Source organism: Micromonospora sp. LH3U1 (genome assembly GCF_028475105.1).
Classification (GTDB): Bacteria; Actinomycetota; Actinomycetes; order Mycobacteriales; family Micromonosporaceae; genus Micromonospora.
The window spans coordinates 5,368,766-5,389,578 of record NZ_CP116936.1 but is presented as its reverse complement, the minus strand read 5'-3'; the positions used below and the strand labels follow the sequence as shown (position 1 = coordinate 5,389,578).

17 protein-coding genes are annotated in these 20,813 nt (G+C 71.8%); 6 read left to right on the top strand and 11 right to left on the bottom strand.

The genetic code is table 11. The annotated features are described in order from the left end of the window. Positions 1 to 43: 43 nt before the first annotated feature. On the top strand, positions 44 to 1,330 hold the full coding sequence (aspS, locus tag PCA76_RS24580; protein WP_272612807.1) for an aspartate--tRNA(Asn) ligase: 1,287 nt from the start codon (positions 44 to 46) through the stop codon (positions 1,328 to 1,330). A gap of 134 nt (positions 1,331 to 1,464) precedes the next feature. On the opposite strand, the gene lipB is transcribed toward aspS, so the two are convergent. The 3 genes from lipB to PCA76_RS24565 form a co-directional block, all read right to left on the bottom strand. Then, the gene (gene lipB, locus PCA76_RS24575; RefSeq protein WP_272612806.1) at positions 1,465 to 2,106 is read right to left on the bottom strand and encodes a lipoyl(octanoyl) transferase LipB; all 642 of its coding nucleotides are present in this window, start codon (positions 2,104 to 2,106) and stop codon (positions 1,465 to 1,467) included. 82 nt (positions 2,107 to 2,188) lie between these two features. Next, the gene (locus tag PCA76_RS24570; protein WP_272612805.1) at positions 2,189 to 3,490 is read right to left on the bottom strand and encodes a TolB family protein; all 1,302 of its coding nucleotides are present in this window, start codon (positions 3,488 to 3,490) and stop codon (positions 2,189 to 2,191) included. A 57-nt stretch (positions 3,491 to 3,547) separates the two neighbouring features. Further along, complete coding sequence (locus tag PCA76_RS24565) at positions 3,548 to 5,380, bottom strand: DUF2079 domain-containing protein (protein ID WP_272612804.1); 1,833 nt, start codon at positions 5,378 to 5,380, stop codon at positions 3,548 to 3,550. A 234-nt stretch (positions 5,381 to 5,614) separates the two neighbouring features. Here PCA76_RS24565 and PCA76_RS24560 point away from each other — a divergent pair, with 234 nt between their 5' ends. Beyond that, the gene (locus PCA76_RS24560) at positions 5,615 to 6,862 is read left to right on the top strand and encodes an extracellular catalytic domain type 1 short-chain-length polyhydroxyalkanoate depolymerase (RefSeq protein WP_272612803.1); all 1,248 of its coding nucleotides are present in this window, start codon (positions 5,615 to 5,617) and stop codon (positions 6,860 to 6,862) included. Between the two features lie 98 nt (positions 6,863 to 6,960). Here the strand turns inward: PCA76_RS24560 and PCA76_RS24555 are convergent, their stop codons facing one another. Together PCA76_RS24555 and PCA76_RS24550 are read right to left on the bottom strand one after the other, a co-directional pair. Next, complete coding sequence (locus tag PCA76_RS24555; RefSeq protein ID WP_272612802.1) at positions 6,961 to 7,863, bottom strand: TIGR01777 family oxidoreductase; 903 nt, start codon at positions 7,861 to 7,863, stop codon at positions 6,961 to 6,963. A 143-nt stretch (positions 7,864 to 8,006) separates the two neighbouring features. Further along, positions 8,007 to 9,005: an aldo/keto reductase gene (locus PCA76_RS24550; protein ID WP_272612801.1), complete on the bottom strand. Its 999-nt coding sequence runs from the start codon at positions 9,003 to 9,005 to the stop codon at positions 8,007 to 8,009. A gap of 56 nt (positions 9,006 to 9,061) precedes the next feature. Here PCA76_RS24550 and PCA76_RS24545 point away from each other — a divergent pair, with 56 nt between their 5' ends. Next, complete coding sequence (locus PCA76_RS24545) at positions 9,062 to 9,478, top strand: MerR family transcriptional regulator (RefSeq protein WP_272612800.1); 417 nt, start codon at positions 9,062 to 9,064, stop codon at positions 9,476 to 9,478. Between the two features lie 13 nt (positions 9,479 to 9,491). Here PCA76_RS24545 and PCA76_RS24540 read toward each other — a convergent pair whose 3' ends face one another. Both PCA76_RS24540 and PCA76_RS24535 read right to left on the bottom strand, forming a co-directional pair. Then, positions 9,492 to 9,995, bottom strand: a complete 504-nt coding sequence (locus PCA76_RS24540; RefSeq protein ID WP_272612799.1) for a hemerythrin domain-containing protein — start codon at positions 9,993 to 9,995, stop codon at positions 9,492 to 9,494. A gap of 91 nt (positions 9,996 to 10,086) precedes the next feature. Continuing rightward, complete coding sequence (locus PCA76_RS24535; RefSeq protein WP_272612798.1) at positions 10,087 to 11,424, bottom strand: low temperature requirement protein A; 1,338 nt, start codon at positions 11,422 to 11,424, stop codon at positions 10,087 to 10,089. Positions 11,425 to 11,578: 154 nt separating this feature from the next. Between PCA76_RS24535 and PCA76_RS24530 the strand changes: the two genes are divergently transcribed. Continuing rightward, positions 11,579 to 12,514 (top strand): SDR family NAD(P)-dependent oxidoreductase, encoded by a 936-nt coding sequence (locus PCA76_RS24530; RefSeq protein ID WP_272612797.1) that lies wholly within the window; start codon positions 11,579 to 11,581, stop codon positions 12,512 to 12,514. 60 nt (positions 12,515 to 12,574) lie between these two features. Here PCA76_RS24530 and sucB read toward each other — a convergent pair whose 3' ends face one another. Next, positions 12,575 to 14,413, bottom strand: a complete 1,839-nt coding sequence (gene sucB, locus PCA76_RS24525) for a 2-oxoglutarate dehydrogenase, E2 component, dihydrolipoamide succinyltransferase (protein ID WP_272612796.1) — start codon at positions 14,411 to 14,413, stop codon at positions 12,575 to 12,577. Between the two features lie 65 nt (positions 14,414 to 14,478). Next, positions 14,479 to 15,870 carry a dihydrolipoyl dehydrogenase gene (gene lpdA, locus PCA76_RS24520; RefSeq protein WP_272612795.1) on the bottom strand — a complete coding sequence of 464 codons (1,392 nt, stop codon included), beginning with the start codon at positions 15,868 to 15,870 and terminating at the stop codon, positions 14,479 to 14,481. 178 nt (positions 15,871 to 16,048) lie between these two features. Between lpdA and PCA76_RS24515 the strand changes: the two genes are divergently transcribed. Continuing rightward, positions 16,049 to 16,378 carry a hypothetical protein gene (locus PCA76_RS24515; protein WP_272612794.1) on the top strand — a complete coding sequence of 110 codons (330 nt, stop codon included), beginning with the start codon at positions 16,049 to 16,051 and terminating at the stop codon, positions 16,376 to 16,378. A 49-nt stretch (positions 16,379 to 16,427) separates the two neighbouring features. Here PCA76_RS24515 and PCA76_RS24510 read toward each other — a convergent pair whose 3' ends face one another. Continuing rightward, positions 16,428 to 18,002: a leucyl aminopeptidase gene (locus tag PCA76_RS24510; protein ID WP_272612793.1), complete on the bottom strand. Its 1,575-nt coding sequence runs from the start codon at positions 18,000 to 18,002 to the stop codon at positions 16,428 to 16,430. 162 nt (positions 18,003 to 18,164) lie between these two features. Between PCA76_RS24510 and gcvT the strand changes: the two genes are divergently transcribed. Further along, positions 18,165 to 19,295: a glycine cleavage system aminomethyltransferase GcvT gene (gene gcvT / locus PCA76_RS24505; RefSeq protein WP_272612792.1), complete on the top strand. Its 1,131-nt coding sequence runs from the start codon at positions 18,165 to 18,167 to the stop codon at positions 19,293 to 19,295. 169 nt (positions 19,296 to 19,464) lie between these two features. On the opposite strand, the gene PCA76_RS24500 is transcribed toward gcvT, so the two are convergent. Further along, a complete protein-coding gene (locus PCA76_RS24500; protein WP_272612791.1) occupies positions 19,465 to 20,760 on the bottom strand; it encodes a DUF2314 domain-containing protein in 1,296 nt (431 codons plus the stop codon). Positions 20,761 to 20,813 lie beyond the last annotated feature (53 nt).

The following is a 20,813-nucleotide window of genomic DNA, read 5'->3' as shown; positions in this document are numbered from 1 at the left end:
CAGGGCGGCGAAGGCGTGGCGATCAACCGAGGAGCAACCCGCCATGCAACGAACCCTGTCCCACCAACTGCCCACCCAGGTCGGTGCCACCGTGCGGATCGCCGGCTGGGTGCACCGCCGACGACTGCTCAAGTCGGTGGCGTTCCTGATCGTGCGGGACGCCGCCGGCCTGGCCCAGGTGGTCGTCACCGACCCGGCCGTCCGCGCCGAGCTGGAGAAACTCACCGAGGAGACGGTCGTCGAGGTCACCGCGACGGTCACCGCGAACGGCACGGCGCCCGCCGGGGTCGAGCTGACCGACCCGACGGTACGTCCACTTGGCCCGCCCGCCGTGCCGCCACCGTTCGACCTGTACCGGCCCGCGCTCACCGCGAGCCTGCCCACCCAACTCGACAACGCGCCGGCCGCGCTGCGGCACCCCACCCGGTCGGCCGCGCTGCGGATCTCGGCGGCGGCGGTGGCCGGGTTCCGAGCCACCCTCGACGCCCACGACTTCGTGGAGATCCACACTCCGAAGGTGGTCAGTTCCTCCACCGAGAGCGGGGCGAACGTGTTCGCGTTGGACTGGTTCGGTCGGCCCGCGTACCTGGCCCAGTCGCCGCAGTTCTACAAGCAGTTGATGGTCGGCGTCTTCGAACGGGTCTACGAGGTGGGGCCGGTCTTCCGGGCCGAGCCACACGACACCGTCCGGCACCTCGCGCAGTACACGTCGCTCGACGCCGAACTGGGCTTCGTCGCCGACCACCGCGACGTGATGCGCGTGCTGCGTGACACCCTGGCCGGGATGCTGGCCACGGTGGGCGAGCGAGCCGGCACCGCCCTGGCAACGCTCGACGTCGTACCGCCGGAGGTGCCGGCGGAGATCCCGGCGGTGCACTTCGCCGAGGCGCTGACGATCGCCGGGGCGCCCGCCGACGAACCGGACCTGGCACCCGCCCACGAACGGGCGTTGGGCGAGTGGGCTCGCCGCGAACACGGGTCGGACTTCCTCTTCGTCACCGGCTACCCGATGGCGAAGCGACCGTTCTACACCCACCCGGACCCGGCGCGGCCGGCGTACTCGAACGGTTTCGACCTGCTCTTCCGTGGCCTGGAGCTGGTCACCGGCGGGCAGCGGCTGCACCGGCACGCCGACTACCTGGCGGCGTTGGCCGCCCGGGGTGAGCCGGTCGAGCCGTACGCCGGGTACCTGGACGCGTTCCGGCACGGCATGCCGCCACACGGAGGCTTCGCCATCGGCCTGGAACGCTTCGTAGCCCGCCTACTAGGCGCAACCAACATCCGCGAGGTAACAGCCTTCCCCCGCGACCTAAACCGCCTAACCCCCTAACCCCACCCCGCCCCCGCGCCCCCGCCCCCCGCCCCGCCCCCGCGCCCCCCCAACGCGTCGATCTAGGGAAGATGGCAGCGTCCAGAGGTCAATCAACGACGATAGTCCCTAGATCGACGCGGTTGGGGCGGTGCTCAGAGCGCGACGAGGGTGGACAGTTGGCGCTCGACTACCGGGAGCACGTCGGCGACGGTGATCGGGCGGTTCAGCTCGGCGGTGAGCGAGGTGACGCCAGCGTCGCGGATGCCGCACGGCACGATCCGGTCGAAGTACGTCAGGTCGCAGTCGCAGTTGATCGAGAAGCCGTGCAGGGAGACGCCCCGGGCCACCCGGATGCCGATGGCGGCCACCTTGCGGGCCGGCCCTCGGTCGTCCTCGGGCACCCAGACCCCGCTGCGCCCCTCGACCCGGCCGGCGGCCAGCCCGAACTCGGCGCACACGTCGATCAGCAGCTCTTCCGTGCGGCGTACGTAGGCGACCACGTCCACCGGGTCAGGCAGCCGCAGGATCGGGTAACCAACGAGCTGACCCGGCCCATGCCAGGTGATCTTGCCGCCGCGGTCCACGTCGACGACCGGGGTGCCGTCCGACGGCCGGTCCCACGGCTCGGTGCGCTTGCCCGCGGTGTAGACGCTCGGGTGCTCCAGCAGCAGCACGGTGTCGCCGCGCTCGCCAGCCACCACCGACTCGTGCAGGCGCCGCTGCTCGTCCCAGGCGGCCTGGTAGTCGAGCAGGCCGGCACGGACGGCCGTCAGGCCGGGGGTCGTCGTCGTCACGGCCTCCAGCCTAGTCCCGCTACCGACGATGATCCCTGGTGAGCCGCCTCACGAGGGCCTGGTGGCACCTGGTGGGCCGGCTTCAGGCGCGCGGCGCCAGGCCGGTGTCCGGGGTCGTTGCGGAACCCCGGCGACGACGCACGCGGCGAACGAGGAGGGCGACGGCGAGCAGCGTCGGCACGGCCAGCGCCAGGTAGAACCAGAGCGGGGCGGCGAACGGCGACGGCCGGCGCTCCGGACCACCGAACGCGGCCCGGGCCAGCAGGTCACCCGGCACCGCCAGGTCGGTCGACCCGACCGGCGCGGTCACCAGCACCTCGCGGTCGCCACCAGCCGGCAGCGCGGCGAGGATGGCCCGCCGGTCCTCGTCCCGTCCCGTCCCGCTCACCTGCTGCACCACCGGGTCGTCGCCGCGCCAGCCGACGATCCGGCTTGTCGAGGCGTCGACCGGCAGCGGCTGACCGACGGCTTGGCCGGTGGTGGCGTCCAGGAACTCGATCCGCATGGTGCGTGCAGCCGCCTGCTCGACCGTGCACGTCGGCCCGGCGCAGCCATCGAAGGCGAGAAGCGCGATCCGCCGGCCGTCCGGGTGCCAGGCGGCCGGGCCGGCCAGCATCCGCCGGTCGCCCAGGTCGACCTGCCAGCGGGGGTCACCGCCGTCCGGGTCGACGACCACCAGCCGCTGTCGCTCGGCGACTGACGCGGGCACGTCGGGCGGACCGGCCACCGCCAGCACGTCACCGTCGGGTGACCAGGCCGCAGCGGCGTGCGAGGCGAAGGTGCCGGCGGCGACCACCTGCTCGGTGCCCCGGTACGGGTCGACGACGAGCAGATCGTCGGGCTTCTCGGGATCGTTGAGCTGCTGGTTGTCCGGCCCGAAGCTGATCACCGAATCGTCGTTGCTGCGGGTGCTCAGGACCCGCTGCCCGTCCGGCGACCAGGCCAGCGGCCGCATCCCGGTGTGGATCGTGCGGCGCTGCTGGCCGGTGGTGAGGTCCAGCAGCTCACCGGACGGCCGCAGGTAGTGGCGCCCGTCGGAGGAGAGCAGCCCATGGTCCTCGGCGACATGCAGCGGGATCAGCCGGTAACCGCCGTCCCGGCCGACCAGCACACCGGTCGACTCCAGGAAGCGGGTGCGGCTGGTGAAGAAGACCAACGCGGCCGGGCCGGTCGGGCGCTGCCCGACGGTGGCCTGCCACAGCCACGGATCGTGCAACCGGGACGGCACCGCGCCGGTCGTGTCGCCGCCGGTCGTGCTGTCGGCGGTGGTGCTGCCCGCGGTGGTGCTGTCGGCGGCCGTGGCGGCTGGCGCGCTGAGCGCCACGAGCGCCAGCGCGACGCCGACCGCAGCGCCGCACCGCAGTCGCCGGCCCGTCTCTCGCATCACCCCATTAGACGCGACGAGGGCCGGCCACGATGCCCCGGTCGATCGCGCCGCGGCCTATTGGTCAGCGGGTGGAATGCGCCAGAGCCAGACGTCGTCGACCCGCTGCGGCTCGCCGAACAGGGCGGTGGCGGTGCGCCGGACCGCCTCCTCGTCGATCTCGAACTTCGCGCCGTGCACCTGGTCGGCGAGCACCACCGTCTCGATCCGCCAGTGCCGCAGGTCCGACTGGACCTCCCGGATGGTCCCGTCGGTGACGATCGGCACCAACCCGGTACGACCGGCCTGGTCCATGAGCGCGCTCAGCGTGCGCGGCACCGGGCCGATCCGGCCGCGCCCGTCCGGCCCGCCGGGACCGAGGAAGAAACCGCCGGGAATCTTGAACTCGCCCTGGCGGTGCGACAACGCGTACGCCTGCCAGCGCTGGCCGTCCGGGTAGATGTCCACGGGCATCGGCACGGGGGTGAGCACGCCGTCCGGTGAGACGTAGTCCCGCCACGTGCCGGAGGTGATGAACTGCGGGATGGGCTCCCGCTCGTCGGTGAGCAGCGGGGTGGGCAGCAGCGGCACCAGGGCCACCGCGAACCCGAGCAGCCAGGCCAGCTCCGTGGAGCGGTGCCGGGGCGGTGCGGCGCGCAACTGGTCGACGGCGTACGCCAGCAGCAGCCCGATCACCGGCGCGACCACCAGCGCCAGCCGGGCCGGCAGCGCGGCGTTCACCACTGGTAGCTGTCCGAGCAGGTCGAACGGCATGGGCAGGTCGGTGCGTCGTCCGTCGACCTTGGCGACCGGGCCGAAGGAGAGCACCGTGAAGATCAGCGCGAGGACGCCCAGCGCCCAGAGGGTCGCCCGGCGGCCCGCGTCGGCCCGCCGCCAGAGCGCGACGAAGCAGACCACGGTGAGTACCAGCAGCGGGATACCGAAGAACGAGTTCTCCTCGGTCGGGTTCGGCGCCAGCGAGGTACCGAGCCCCGCCTCGCCGGCCAGCGAGCGGCGCGGGAAGGCGGCGAACGCGGCGATGTCCTCGGAGTGGATCACCGGGTCGAAGCCGGTGCCGTGGAACCGCTGCGGCCCGGCGAAGTGCAGCCACAGCGGGTACGACAGCAGCACGCCGGCCACCACGGCGGTCACCCCGAGTCCGCGCAGGAAGGTGGGCAGCGCGGCGCGGGCCTCGGCCCGGTTGGCCGGGTGCAGCGCCCAGACGGCGAGGAACACCCCGAGCGCCACGGCGGTGAAGAAGAGTCCTTCGGCGGCGATCGAGAAGGCCACCGCGACCAGCACGCCGAGGATCACTCCGTCGCGGAGCCAGTGCCCTGACCGGCGCAGCGCGAACAGCCGCCAGATCAGCAACGGCACCAGCCAGCCGGCGGTCCAGTTCAGGTGGGCGTTGGCGTGCGAGACCATGCCGGGGGAGTAGGCGATGAACAGGGCGCCGACCCCGGCGGCGAGCCGGCTGCGGACCAGGTGCCGGGAGAGCAGCCAGTACCAGACCAGCGCGGTGGCGAGCAGGTTCAGGGTGAGGATCACCAGGAACGTCGCCGGTGGCCCGATCAGGTACGTGAGCGGGGCGAAGACCACCGCGTACACCGTGATCGAGGTGTTGACCGCGAGGTTCACGCCGTCCGGGACGTTGATCAGGTAGGTGAAGAACGGGTTGTCCCCGTGGGTGACCGCGTGCCCGCCGAAGGCCAGCAGCCACTCGAAGAGCGCCTGGTCGCTGGAGTTGACGGTGATGGTCCGGGTGTTCGGGTCCCGCCACAGCCCACTGGTCACCCAGACGGCGAGTGCGAGCGCCACCAGCGCGACGATCAGGTCGGCCCGGCGGTCCCGGACGACGCGTGGCGGTGACGCGGGTGCGGGCCCGGTGGCCAGAGACGGGGAGGACGGCACGCAGCGGACGTTACCAACCGGACCTGGACGGGCCGGTCATACATGCAAGGAGGGGACCCCTGTTATCGCCTGAGGTAGGGGAGTGGTCCCCTCCACGGCGTCGATGGCTTGGCGTACACAACGGCAGCCGTAGATGTGTGAGTGTGCCCCATGTCATAGGGGCGACACATCGTCGTAACGTCTCGGCAATTCGACCGTGACCCAGTTCACAGTCTGCCCCCTCAGGAGGCCGCCGTGCGCCGCTCCTCGTCCACCCTCACCCGGCTTGTCGGCGCGGTCGCCGGGCTCGCCCTCGCCGTAACCGGCGCGGTCGCCATCGCCGCACCCGCCCAGGCCGCCACCCTCACCCAGGTCACCGGGTTCGGCTCCAACCCGGGCAACCTCGCCATGTACGCCTACCGGCCGGACAGCCTGCCGGCCAACTCCCCGGCCGTCGTCCTGCTGCACGGGTGCACACAGAACGCCTCTGGCTACTTCGCCAACTCCGGCTGGCAGAAGTACGCCGACCAGTGGAAGTTCGCCCTGATCGTTGCCCAGCAGCCCTCCGGCAACAACGCCAACTCCTGCTTCAACTTCTTCGAGGCGGGAGACACCGCCCGGGGCCAGGGCGAGGCGCTGTCGATCAAGCAGATGGTCGACCACGCCAAGGCGAACTTCGGGGTGAACGGATCCCGGGTCTTCGTCAGCGGTCTCTCCGCGGGCGGGGCGATGAGCGCGGTCATGCTGGCCACCTACCCGGACGTCTTCGCCGCTGGATCGATCATCGCGGGGATCCCGTACCGCTGCGCCACCAGCATGGTCAACGCGTTCAGCTGCATGAGTCCGGGCGCGGACAAGACCCCGGCCGCCTGGGGTGACCTGGTCCGTGGCGCGTACTCCGGCTATACCGGCCCGCGGCCCCGGGTGGCCATCTGGCACGGCACCTCGGACACCACGGTCGTCCCGCTCAACGGCACCGAGTCCCGCGACCAGTGGACCAACGTGCGGGGCGTGTCGCAGACGCCGAGCAGCACCTCGTCGCTGCCGGGCAACACGAGCCTCGAGGTGTACGGCAACGACGACGTGCGGCTCTACCGGGTCTCCGGGATGGGCCACGGCACGCCGGTCGACCCGGGTTCCGGAGCCGAACAGTGCGGCACCGCCGGCGCCTACTTCCTGGACACCATCTGCTCGACGTACCGTGACGCGCTCTTCTTCGGCCTGAACGGCGGCGGCACCAACCCAACCCCAACCCCAACCCCGACCGCCACGCCGACCCCCACTCCGACGGCCACCCCGACCCCGACCCCCACGCCAACCCCGACCACGCCGCCGACCTGCGTGACCGCCAGCAACTACGCGCACGTCATCGCCGGTCGGGCGTACCAGTCGGGTGGCTACGCCTACGCGAACGGCTCCAACCAGCGGATGGGCCTCTACAACACCTTCTACACCAGCGCCCTCAAGCAGACCGCCCCCAACTACTGGGTGATCGGCTGCTGACCCCACCCCCGCCCCACCCCGCGCCGACCCTTGTTGATCATGAAGGTATTGCCACGACACGCCGGGGCGAGTGGCAATAACTTCATGATCGACGGGGGTCAGCGCGGGTTGAGGGCCGCCTGGAGGGCCTCGGGGAGGGTCGGGTGGTGGTAGGGGTAGTTGGCTCGGGTTAGGACGTTGGGCAGGACTCTGGTGCTGGTGAGGGCCTCGTGGGCGAAGCCGCCGAGAGCCACCTTGAGCGCCAGCGCGGGAATCGGGATGATCGCCGGCCGGTGCAGCTGCCGGGCCAACTCGCGGGTGAACTCGGCGTTGGTGACGGGGTTCGGCCCCACCACGTTGACCGGGCCGGCGATGTCGTCGTGGTCCAGTAGGAAGCGGATCGCGTCCAGCCAGTCGACCATCGAGATCCAGGGCAGCCACTGCCGGCCGCTGCCCAACCGGCCCGCGATGCCCAGCTTGAACGGGAGCAACTGCGGTTTGAGCAGCCCGCCGTCGCGGTGCAGCGGCAGGCCGGTGCGCAGGCGGATCACGCGTACCCCGGCGTCCTCGGCCGGTCGGGTCGCGGCCTCCCACACCCGGCAGACGTCGGCCAGGAAGCCCTCGCCGGCCGGCGCGTCCTCCTCGACCACCCGGTCGCCGGTGTTGCCGTACCAACCCACGGCCGAGGAGTTGAGCAGCGCCCGGGGTCGGTCGGCGGCGGGAAGCCCCGCGAGGGTGGTCGCCAGTGTGGTGGTGCTGTCCACCCGGCTGGTGCGAATCAACCGCCGGTAGTCGTCGTTCCAGCGCTTGTCGCCGACGCCCGCACCGGCCAGGTTGACCACCGCGTCGGCCTCGGCGACCACGGCCGGGTCGAGCTGGGCGGCGGCCGGGTCCCACTGCCGCTCCTGTGGGCTGCGCGGCGGCCGACGGACCAGCCGGGTGACCTGGTGCCCGTCCGCCGCAAGCCGGTCGCCCAATCGGGTGCCAAGAAAGCCGGACGCGCCGGCCAGAAGGATCCGCATACCCCCATCTTCGTGCAAAACGCTGCCCCCGGACGCGCCCCGACCCCACTCCTCGCCGATCTTGCACTTCGTGTCGCCGTTCTGCCCAGCCAAGTCCGTTCTGTCGGGACAGCAACTGCAAGATCGGCGGGAGTGGGTGGGGGTCAGGCCGCGTGGGCCGGGCGTAGGTCTGCTAGGAGGCGCTCGACCTCGGCGTAGGACTCGGGGCTCAGGGGGCCCAGTGACAGGGTGGCCAGGTTCTCCTCCGCCTGGGCCACCGTGCGCAGGCCGGGGATCGGCACGGTACGCGGACTGCGTGCCAGCAACCAGCCCAGCGCACCCTGCGCGAGCGTGCGCCCGTCCTCGGTGAGCGCCCTGCGGACCTGTTCGACGCGGGCCGCCCAGCGCGGCGTCGGCCGCCCGTCGGTGAACCACTCCAGCCACTCCGGTGCCCGGCCGCGCACGTCGTCCGCGCCAACCGTCCGGGTCGACCCGGTGAGCAGTCCCATCGCCAGCGGGCCACGGTTGAGGCTGGCCAGGTTGTGGCTGTCGCAGACCGCCAGCACCGCCGCGTTGTCGCGCAGCACCGACTCGTCGTGCTGGATCGCGGCGCAGTGCGGGCCGGCAGCCGCGAACGCCTCCGCCGAGGCCGGGTCGTCGGTGCTCCAGCCGTACGCTCGGATCTTGCCCTGGTCGACCAGGTCCTCCAGGGTGCCGACCAGATCGAGCGCGGCGGGCACCGGCAGTGCGTTGAGGTGCAGTTGGTACAGGTCGACGTAGTCGGTGTCGAGCCGGCGCAGCGAATCCTCCAGGCTGCGCACCGCGAAGGCCGGGCTGGTGTCGGTGCCGAGTGCCCGCCGGGTGGTTTCCTCGCTGACGTTGCCGAACTTGGTGGCGATCACCGCGCTGTCCCGCCGTCCGGCCAGGGCCCGACCCAGGATCCGCTCGCTGTGCCCGGCACCGTAGTTGCTGGCCGTGTCGAACAGGTTCACCCCGAGGTCGAGCGCCCGGTGGATGGTGCGAATCGACTCGTCGTCGTCCACCTCGCCCCAGCCGAACGGCTGTCCGTCGTCACCCCAGAGCGGGCCGCCGATGGCCCAGCACCCCATCCCGATCGCGCTCACCTCGATGCCGCTGCGTCCCAGCGTCCGTGTCGTCGTCATGGCGACCAGCCTCCAACCTGGAGTGCGCTCCAGGTCAAGCACTATCATCTCGGGACATGAGCGGTTACGCCCCCTCGGAGGCCGCCCGCCGCAGCGGCTTCAGCCTCGACACCCTGCGGTACTACGAGAAGATCGGTCTGCTCGCCGACGTGGGCCGCACGGCGGGCGGGCAGCGGGTCTTCACCGACGACGACCTGAGCTGGCTGCTGCTCTTCCGCTGCCTGCGCGACACCGGGATGCCGATTGCCCACATGTGCCGCTACGCGCAACTCGCCCGCGAGGGCGAGCACACCGGCGACGAGCGGCGCGAGTTGTTGCAACACCACGCGGCGCGGGTCGAGGAGCAGATGCGCCTGCTCCAGCGCCAGTACGACCACCTCCGGGAGAAGATCCGCTTCTACGAAGGGCTGCCTGGTACCGACCCGGCGCCGGAGGCCGAGCAGGCCACGGCGGCCACCCGGGCCGGCACCTGAACCAGGACGGCCGTCAGCCGGTGACGTGCGGCGGCGCGGTCAGGCCGAGGAGTTCCTCGGCCGTCCCGGATCGACCGGTGAGCGCGTTCAGCGCGGTGACCAGCCGCTTCTCCTCGTAGCGGAAGTGCGACTCCAGCAGGGCCGCCAACCCGTCCAGCTCGGCGCGCACCTGGGCGAGTGGCACCGCCATGTCACCGGCCAGCAGCGCCTCGACCCGCTCCAGGATCCCCGCCACCACCTCGTGATCAGTGATCAGGTTTTCGATGACCGGGCGCAACTCGGGCACCTGCTCGGCGAGTAAGCGGAATGCGCCCGCGTCCTCGCCGGTGTGGTGTCGGCCGAGTGCGGTGCAGAAGGTCAGGCAGTGCGCCCGCAGATCGCGGAACGGGAGGGCGCCGCCCGCGGTGTCGAGGCTTGCCCTGAGCCGGGCCAGTTCCGCGCTGAGCCAGAGGTGGATCTCGATCATCTGATTGCCGACGGCGGCGAGCCGGCCGGCCGGTGAACCGGTTGGGTGCACGTTTATCCCATGCTGTCCCCGCGCCTCCATGCCCACGGCGGCCTTCGTGCCGGGTGCACCGCGACGCTGCGCCGGAGTCTACCCCGACGGGTCACGGCGTGGTCGGCTCGTCGGGCTCCGGGACGTTGTGCCAGCGCGCACGCCAGGCGGCCTCGTGGGCCTCGTGGGTGGTCCGTTCCTCGAAGACGGCGGCCCGCAGCGCGTGCCGGGAACTCGACATCACCAGCACCTCGACGGCCACCAGCCCCACGCAGATCACGGTCGCGAGGGTGAGCGCGCCCAGCGCCGGCAGGTGCTGACCGATCGGGAGGGCCACCGTGAGCACCACGATGACGCCGACGCGGGTCCAGCTGACGGTGTGCAGGGTCCGCAGCTGGAACAACATATTGACGATGAAATAGCAGATCAACCCGCCGAAGAGCATCGGCACGGCCGGGCCCTCGACCCGTTCGGTGATCCCGCCGGCCGGGTCGGTGATCTTGTGCAGGACCTCCTCGTTACCGATGGAGAAGAGGATCACCCCGGCGATCATCGGCAGGTAGCAGTACGCGTACGCATCCCGAGCCATCGCCACCCGGGGGCCGCCCTCCGCCGCGTGCAGGGCGATCCGGGCGGCCGGCCCGATGAAGTCGAAGTGCGCCCACCACAGGGCGGCGGTGACCACGATGCCGAGCGTGGCGGCCGCCACCGCCGGCCAGGTGACCGGCTTGCCGAGCAGGTTGCCGCCCACGCCCGTGGAGATCACGGACTCACCCAGCGCGATGATCAGAATGAGGTCGTAGCGCTCCGTCCAATGTTCGGCGCTGGTCACCCCCCAGCCCCAGGTGCCGACGATGAAACCGGTGGCGTACTGCACCACCACCACGGCGATCCACAGCCCGTCGCGGACCATGGCGGCCTGGTCAGGGTCGGTGATCTGCGGCGGGATCAGCGCGGCGGCCAGCAGCAGCACGATGCTCACCGCCAGCTCCGGGGCGAACCGCCGCAGTTGCCGGCGCTCCTGCGGGCTGTCCCGCACCACATGCTGATAGAGGATCATGTGGACGGCCCGGACGACGACGTAGCTGACGGCCACCAGCATCGGGCCGGCGGCGCTCCCCTTCGGGTCGCTGAACGCCTGCGGCAGCGCCAGCGCGAACGCGAACAGCGCGGCCATCGCGATCACCATGAGCACCGGGACGTAGCCCTCGCCGAGCCGTACCCGGGTGGCGACGAGGCTGTGCACCACCCAGATCCACCAGAGCACGGCGAGCACCAGGCCGGCGTGCAGCAACTGCCGGCCGGAGATGTTCGCGGCGGTCGCCCGGGTGATGATGAAGAACGAGAAGACGAAGACCAGGTCGAAGAAGACCTCGAACTTGTCCACCCGGGCGCCGGGAGCGATCGGGACGGCCGGTCCCAGTTGTCCACCCCGCCGGTAGCCGCCCACGGTCCCACTCTGGCAGTGTCCGGGCTGGTCGGAGGCTCGAACGGCGATGGCGGCGGTGTGCAGCGTTACCTCCGGCCCGGGTCGGGAAAACACCTGGACTACGGCCACCAGCGGCGGGCCGGTCGGTCCGCCCCACCCCGGACAAGGATGGACAATGACGCCGAGCAACCCGATCAGCACCTCGTTCGCCCATCACTCCACGGCCATGGACGTGATCCAGGGCGTGGACCTCGTCGGGCGGCGGGTCATCGTCACCGGCGGCTCGTCCGGCATCGGCGTGGAAACCGCCCGCGCCCTGGCCAGCGCCGGTGCGGAGGTGACCCTGGCGGTCCGTAACACCGACGCCGGCCAGAAGGCCGCCGACGACATCACCGGCACCACCGGCAACGACCGTGTCCTGGTCGCCCCGCTCGACCTCGCCGACCAGGACTCAGTCGCGGACTTCGTCGCCAACTGGGACGGCCCGCTGCACGTCCTGGTCAACAACGCCGGCATCATGGCCGCACCCCTGTCCCGCACCCCGCAGGGCTGGGAGATGCAGTTCGCCACCAACCACCTGGGGCACTTCGCGCTCGCCACCGGGCTGCGCCCGGCACTCGCCGCCGGCGACGGGGCCCGGATCGTCTCAGTCAGTTCCGCCGCCCACCTGCGCTCACCGGTGGTCTTCGAGGACATCCAGTACGACCGCCGGGAGTACGAGCCGTGGCAGGCGTACGGGCAGTCCAAGACGGCCAACGTGCTGTTCGCGGTCGAGGCGACCCGGCGCTGGGCCGACGACGGCATCACGGCCAACGCGCTGATGCCCGGCGCGATCCAGACCAACCTGCAGCGCTACGTCAGCGAAGAGGAGCTCAACCGCGTACGCGCGGGCAACGCGGCGGCCTGGAAGACCGTCGAGCAGGGTGCCGCGACCTCGGTGCTGGTCGCCGCGTCGCCGCTGCTCGACGGCGTGGGCGGGCGCTACTTCGAGGACTGTCAGGAAGCCGCCCCCGCCCGGCCCGACGCGCGCACGGGCGTCGCGGAGTACGCGCTGGACCCGGAGGCCGCCGAGCGACTCTGGGAGGTCTCGACCGCGCTGTTGAAGGGCTGAGGATCGCAAACGAAGGGCGCCCCGGTCGACGACCGGGGCGCCCTTCGGCGTTGCGCAGGATCAGGCCAGGCCCAGCTCCGACTCGAAGTTGCCGGCCTCCAGCCGCTCCTTGACCGTGGTCAGGAAGCGAGCGGCGTCGGCGCCGTCGATCAGCCGGTGGTCGTAGGACATGGCCAGGTAGACCATCGACCGGACCGCGACGACCTCGCCCAGCTCCGGGTCGTTGACCACGACCGGCCGCTTGACCACGGCACCGGTGCCGAGCATCGCCGACTGGGGCGACGGCACGATCGGGGTGTCGAAGAGCGCGCCCCGGCTGCCCGTGTTGGTCAGCGTGAAGGTCGCCCCGGCCAGCTCGTCCGGGCTGATCTTGTTGGTCCGGGTCCGCTCGGCCAGGTCGGCGACCCGCTTGGCGATGCCGCCGAGGTTGAGGTCGCCGGCGTTGTGGATGACCGGCGTCAGCAGACCCCGCTCGGTGTCCACGGCGATGCCCAGGTGCTCGGCGGCCGGGTAGGTGATCGTGCCACCTTCCAGGTCCATGCTGGCCTGGACGATCGGGTGCGTCTGGAGCGCCTCGATGGCGGCGAGGGCGAAGAACGGCAGGAAGGACAGCTTCACGCCGTGCCGCTGCAGGAACGAATCCTTCGCCTGGGCCCGCAGCTTGGCAATCCTGGTGACGTCCACCTCGACCACCGTGGTCAGCTGCGCCATCTCGTGCAGCGACTCGTGCAACCGCTTGGCGATGGCCTTGCGGATGCGGGGCAGCTTCTCGGTGGTGCCCCGCTTGCCGCTCGGCTGCGGCTTGGCGGCCGGCGTGGCCGGGGCCGCCGTGGCGGCGGGAGCGGCCGCCGGAGCCGGTGCGGCCTTGGCCGCCTTCGCCTTCTCGGCCGCGTCGAGGACGTCCTGCTTGCGGATCCGGCCACCAACGCCGGTGCCGTTGAGCGAGGACAGGTCGACGCCGTGCTCACTGGCCAGCTTGCGCACCAGCGGGGTCACGTAACCGGCGGCTTCCTCGCCGCCACCCTGGGCCGGGGCGGACGGGCGCGGCGGCGTCGAGGCCGGCGCGGCCGGCTGCGAGGCCTGCTCGGTCTTCACCGGCTGCGACGAGCTCTCGGTCTCCGCGGCCGGCTCGTTGTACGACATGCCCGGCGTCGGCTCCTCGACCTTCGGCTCCGGCTTCGGCTCGGCCTTGGGCGCCGGCTTGGCCTCCGCCTGGGGCTCGGGCTTCGGCTCGGGCTTCGCCTGGGCGGGGGCAGCGCCGGCAACGCCGATGATCGCCAGGTCGGCGCCGACCGCGGCGGTCTCGTCCTCGGCGACCTTGATCTCCAGCACAGTGCCGGCGACCGGCGACGGGATCTCGGTGTCCACCTTGTCGGTGGACACCTCCAGCAGCGGCTCGTCGACCTCGATGGTCTCGCCGACCTGCTTGAGCCAGCGAGTGACCGTACCCTCGGTGACGCTCTCACCCAGGGCCGGCATCTTCACCGGGGTGCCCTCGCCCGACGAGGCGGCGGCCGGAGCCGGTGCCTCGGCCGGGGCCTCGTCCTGGGCCACCTGGTCGGCGGTGCCCTCGGCGGCGGCCGTCGGCTCCGCGGCCGGCTCGACCGACTCGGCCGGAGCCTGCTCCTGCGGGGCGGCCTCGCCACCGCCGGTCGACTCGCCCTCACCGGAGATGACGGCCAGCTCGCTGCCGACCTCGGCAGTCTCGTCCTCACCGACGACGATCCGGCTCAGCACGCCCGCCGCAGGCGACGGGATCTCGGTGTCGACCTTGTCGGTCGAGACCTCGAGCAGCGGCTCGTCGACCTCGACCGTGTCGCCCTCCTGCTTGAGCCAGCGAGTGACGGTGCCCTCGGTGACGCTCTCGCCGAGCCGGGGCATGGTGACCGATACCGGCATTTTCTGAGACTCCTTCATTCCCCTGGTGGGATCTTCGCCCGTCGCCGGACGCCGCGGTTGGATGATCAGGCGTGCGAGTGCAGCGGCTTACCGGCGAGGGCCAGGTGCGCCTCGCCCAGGGCCTCGTTCTGGGTGGGGTGGGCGTGCACGAGCTGGGCGACCTCCGCCGGGTAGGCCTCCCAGTTGTAGATGAGCTGCGCCTCACCAATCAGCTCACCCACCCGGGCGCCGACCATGTGTACGCCGACCACCGGGCCGTCGGCCACTCGGACCAGCTTCACGAAGCCGGTGGTCTTGAGGATCTGGCTCTTGCCGTTACCACCGAGCGGGTAGTTGTACGACTGGACCTTGTCGGCGCCGTACTGCTCCTTGGCCTTCGCCTCGGTGAGACCCACCGACGCCAGCTCCGGGTCGCAGTAGGTGACCCGCGGGATGCCAACCTCGTCGATCACGGCGGGGGTCTGGCCGGCGATCTCCTCGGCGACGAAGATGCCCTGCTGGAAGCCCCGGTGTGCGAGCTGGAGGCCGGGCACGATGTCGCCGACCGCGTAGACGTTCGGCACGCTGGTGCGCAGCCGCTCGTCGGTCAGCACGTAGCCGCGGTCCATCTTGACGCCCTGCTCCTCGTACCCGAGGTTGGCGGTGTTCGGGCCGCGGCCGACGGCGACGAGCAGCAGCTCGGCCTCGACGGTGTCGCCGCCCTGGATGGTGAGCTTGACTCCGCTCTCGGTCTTCTCGACCTTCTCGAACGGCTTGCCGACCTTGAAGTTGATCTTCCGCTTGCGGAACGCCCGCTCCAGCGCCTTCGACGACTCCTCGTCCTCGGCGGCGACCAGCCGAGGCAGCGCCTCGACGATCGTCACGTCCACACCGAAGGACTTCCACACACTGGCGAACTCGACGCCGATCACGCCGCCACCCAGCACGATCACCGACGACGGCACCCGGTCCATCGTGAGCGCGTGGTCGCTGGTGATGATCCGCTCGCCATCGACCTCCAGGCCGGGCAGGCTCTTCGCGTACGAGCCGGAGGCCAGGACCACGTTGCGCCCGGTGTAGCGCTTGCCGGCCACCTCGACGACGTTCTTGTCGACCAGCTTGCCGGCGCCCGCGACGAAGGTGATGTTCTTCGAGCCGCCCACCAGGCCCTGCAGACCCTTGTACAGGCGGGAGACCACGCCGTCCTTGTACGAGTTGACCCCGGCCATGTCGATGCCGATCAGCTCGGCCTTCACACCGAACTGCTCCGACTCGCGGGCCTGGTCGGCGATCTCGGCCGCGTGCAGCAGAGCCTTCGTCGGGATGCAGCCGTTGTGCAGGCAGGTCCCGCCGAGCTTGCCCTTCTCGATCAGCGCGACGGAGAGGTCCAACTGGGCGGCGCGCAGGGCCGTCGCGTAGCCGCCGCTGCCACCTCCGAGAATGACGATGTCGAAGGTCGCTTCGTTCGGCTCGCTCACGTCCAACTCCCAGGTCGCGTCGCTGCATCGGGGGTCACAGAGGTGTAACAGGGACACACCCCACCTCGGTCATCTTGTCACCACTGGGCACAGGCTGCGTACTGAGGTGCCCAACGACACGTCATCGACACGTACCCTTGGCACCGTTGTCGATGACGGAGCATGGGGGAGAGGTCCGGTGGGGTTGTTCCGGCGCCGCAAACAGGCGGCTGTGCCGAGCCATGACCGTGCGGCCGATCGGGGCGACCTGGACCATCTGGAGAACTTCATCCGGAGCCGGCGCGGCGTCGAGGCGTACATCGAGCCCCGGACGACGGTCACGGAGACCACGGTCATCCTGATCGCCGACGACGGGGAGTGGACCCGCCGACGCATCGACGGCCCGGACGGCGCCCGACGCTTCGCGTACCGGATGGGCATCCCGGTGTACGACGTCCGGCTGATGGGCTACCCGCAGCGGATGCGCGACTTCAACGAGCGCCGCAAGCGTCGACCCGAGCGGCACTGAGACACAAGGAGGGGCCCCGGCGTCAACGCCGGGGCCCTCCGCACGTCCGTCAGCCGTTGGCGGCGACGTCCTCGACCAACTGCACCAGGGTGCGGACCGGGACGCCGGTGCCGCCCTTGGTCCAGTAGCCGGTCGGCTCGCCGGAGTGGTAACCCGGCCCCGCGATGTCGATGTGCGCCCAGGCGACGTCGTCGGTCACGAACTCGCGCAGGAACACCCCGCCCTGCAGCATGTGACCGGCCCGGTCCATCCCGGCGTTGACCTGCGAGATGTCCGCCACATCGGACTCCATGCCCTTACGGACGTCGTCCGGCAGCGGCATCGGCCACGCCGGCTCGCCGACCGCGTTGCCGGCCACCTGCACCCGGTCGCACAGCTCCGGAGTGCCCATCACGCCGGCCACGCGCTTGCCCAGCGCGATTACCTGGCCGCCGGTCAGGGTGGAGGTCTCGAACAGGTAGTCGGTGCCGTCCTCGCAGGCGCGGGCGATGGCGTCACCCAGGATCATCCGGCCCTCGGCGTCGGTGTTGAGCACCTCGACCCGCTTGCCGTTGAACATGGTGATCACGTCACCCGGCCGGTAGCTGGTGCCCGACGGCATGTTCTCCGCCATCGGCAGGTAGGCGCTGACCGCCACCGTCGGCTTCAGCGCGGCGATCGCCAGCATGGCTGCGCCCACCGCTGCGGCGCCCGCCATGTCGGACTTCATCTCCCACATGCCCTGCGCAGGCTTGATCGAGATGCCGCCGGTGTCGAAGGTGATCCCCTTGCCGACCAGCGCGACCCGCTTGCCGTTGCCGCCGCCCTGCGGGGTGTAGGTGAGCTTCACCAGCCGCGGCGGGGCCTCCGAACCCTGCCCGACCGCGACGATGCCGCCGTACCCACCGGCGGCCAGCGCCGCCTCGTCCAGCACCTCGACGCCGAGGCCCGCGTCACGGGCAGCACCGGCGACCGCGTCGGCGAACGACGGCGGACGCAGCTCGTTCGGCGCGGTGTTCACCCAGTCCCGGCTGAGCCGGACCGCGCCCGCCACGACCTGCGCCCGGGTGACCTCCGACTGGGCGCCCGCGTCGGCGGCGTCCGGCACCGCGATGAGCACCTCGGTCACCGGCTCCCGCCGGGTCGGCTGGGGGCGGGTCTTGTAGCCGGCGAACCGGTACCCGCCGAGCAGCGCACCCTCGGCGACCGCGCGCAGCGCGGCCGACGAGTCCGCGTCGTCCGGCAGCGGCATGGCCAGCGCGACCTTCGGCGCGCCCGCCAGAGCCCGGATCGCCGCACCGGCGGCCCGGCGCAGCGTCTCCGGCGCCGGGGCAGCGCCCGACGGCTCCGGGCCGAGCCCGACAGCGGCGACCAGCGGGGCGGTCACGGTGCCCAGCGTGGCCAGCTTGATGACCTCACCCGGCGCACCGGTCGCGCCGAGCAGCGCCAGGGTCTCGGTCAGCTTGCCGTCGAACGCGACGGCGATGCTCTCCGCGCCGCTGGCGAGCAGCAAGGTGCCGGCGAGGCCGCTGGTGGCGCCCTGCTCTCCGGTCTGACTGTGCACGCCGATCACGATCGCGTCGACGGCGAGCTCGGCCGGGTCGGTGTCGACCAGGCTCAGGTTGGTGGTGCGGGGTGAAGTCACTGAAGCTACTCCGGGCGGGCCGGGCCGGTCGCGGCGTCGCGTACCAGCGGTGAAGGTCTCCGGCGGAACCTACCCGCCGGACGTCATGGCTGTCCCGCCGACGGCGCCAACGGGCTCCCGCCGATGCTAACCAGCAAGGTTGCCCCCGGTAAGTTGCCACCCATGACCGAAGTGACCTCCGACGCTGCCGCGACCCGGCTGCGCCGTTCCCCGCTGCACGAGCGGCACATCGCCGCCGGCGCCAAGTTCGCCCCCTTCGGGGGCTGGGAGATGCCGCTGGAGTACGCCGGCGGCGGTGTGCTCAAGGAGCACACCGCGGTGCGTACCGCGGTCGGGGTCTTCGACGTGTCGCACCTGGGCAAGGCCCGGGTGAGTGGCCCCGGCGCGGCCGACTTCGTCAACGCCTGCCTCAGCAACGACCTGGGCCGGATCGGCCCGGGCCGGGCGCAGTACACGCTCTGCTGCGACGACGCCACCGGCGGTGTGGTGGACGACATCATCGCCTACCTGTACGCCGACGACCACGTGTTCCTCATCCCGAACGCGGCGAACACCGCCGAGGTGGTGCGCCGGTTGCGCGCCGCCGCGCCCGCGCAGGTCACCGTCACCGACGAGCACGAGGCGTACGCCGTGCTGGCCGTGCAGGGCCCGCGCTCGGCCGAGTTGCTGACCGCCCTCGACCTGCCCACCGAGCACGGCTACATGAGCTTCTCCGCCGCGAGCCTGAGCGGGGTGGAGCTGACCGTCTGCCGTACCGGCTACACCGGCGAGCTGGGCTACGAGCTGGTGGTGCCGGCGGAGCACGCGGTGACCGTCTGGGACGCGCTCTTCGCCGCCGGTGCGGCGTTCGAGCTGCGGGCCTGCGGGCTGGCCGCCCGGGACACGCTGCGCACCGAGATGGGTTACCCGCTGCACGGGCAGGACCTCTCCCTGGACATCAGCCCGGTGCAGGCCCGTTCCGGCTGGGCGGTCGGCTGGGACAAGCCGGCCTTCTGGGGCCGCGACGCGCTGCTCGCCGAGAAGGCCGCCGGCCCCCGGCGTACGCTGCGCGGCCTGGTGGCCGTCGACCGGGCCATTCCGCGGCCCGGGATGACCCTGCACGTCGGCGACGCCCAGGTAGGCACGGTGACCAGCGGCACCTTCTCACCGACCCGCAAGCAGGGCGTGGCGCTGGCCCTGCTCGACACCGACGCGAAGCTGGCCGACGGCGACGTGGTCGAGATCGACATCCGCGGACGCCGAGCCCCCCTCCAGCTCACGAAACCCCCGTTCGTAAACCCCTCAGTGAAGTAACCCCGCCCTCCGGCCCCCACCCACCCCGCCCCCGGCCCCCGGCCCCCGACCCCACCCCTGCGTTGATCATGAAGTTATCGCCACGGCCGTCGGCGTGTCATGGCAATAACTTCATGATCAACGGGGGCGGCGGCAACGGGGGCGGCGGGGGAGGGGGTGGGGTTGGGGGTTAGGGGGTTGGGGTGGGGGGTTCGCCGGAATCTAGGACGGCTTGGGTCCAGCCGCCCTCGATGACGCCGGTGGCGTCCAGGACCGCCCAGTCGACCACGTCGGACGGTGCCACCACGACCGGGGCGCCGATCCGGACCGTCGCGTCGGTGGCGGCGTCGCTGGCGCTCACGCCGATGATCCGCTCCGGGGCCTCCCACGAGGTGACGCCCGCCCAGACGTACTCCGGGCCGTCGTCGCCGGGCAGGCCGTACTTGACCACCAGCTGCGACTCCGCGGGGAGGTGGCCGGCGACGAACCGGACCCGCGCGTCATCCAGCGCCGCTCGGGCGGTGGCGACCGCCTGGCTCATCGCGTCGCCGGAGCGGGCGTAGCGCACGTCCGGCTGGATCCCGGAGAACAGGGTCGCGCAGGCGGCTGCGTAGTACCGCCCGTCGGGACCGGGGTGCCCGGCCGGCGGGCGCAGGCTGAGGAACGAGTCGGCCTCCGGGTCGGTCGCCGGGTCCAGTTCCAGGCGCAGCAGCACCGGGGCGGTGGCGCCGTGCTGTTCCGGGTTGCCGTACGCCACCGCGATGTCGTGCCCGGTGACCGTGGCCAGCACCGGCAGCTGCACGAACGCCGGCACCTCCTCGCCGGTGAGCCCGTCGGTCCAGTCCCGCAGCAGCCGCCGTGCCGCCCCGGTCATCACCGCACCCCAGGCGCGGGTGAGGTGGTCGGGCACCCCCTGGGTCTGCAACTCCAGCAGCCCGAAGCGGCGCAGCCCCTTGGTGGTGAACCACAGCCCCTCGGTGTCCGAGGAGTACGGCACCAGCACCCAGTCGACCAGCCGGATGCGGCCCTGCTCGTCGGGGAGTGAGCGCAGCGCGGTCGCCGGATCGAGGAACTGCAGGCCGAAGACGTCCACCACGTCGCTGTCGACGGATTCCGCCACGGCAGCCGCGACCGCTCGGGCCGCCCACTCGTGCGCGGGCGGCCAGCCGGGCCGGTACTCGGCCTGCACCACCACCAGGTGGGTCGCCGCCGCCAGCCGGGCCAACTGCTCCTCGGTGGCGCCGAACGCGGTGAGCAGGTCCGGCGGCAGCTCGGGGAACTCGGTGATCGACCGGGTGTCGACGCTCATCAGCGGGCTGTCCAGCATCTGCCGGGCCAGCCCGTGCACCGGCTCCGCCAGCCGACCGGTCAGGGCCGCCACCGCGGTCTTCGCGCTGACCTTCGGCAGCCCCGTCATCGGCACCAGGTAGGTCGCGCTGAGCGACTCCGGCACCGGTACGGGCAGGAAGTCGTCCGTGATGAGCATGCTGGGTTCCCCCGGTGGCCGCGCCGGTGCTGTCGAGCCGAACGCTACCCGGC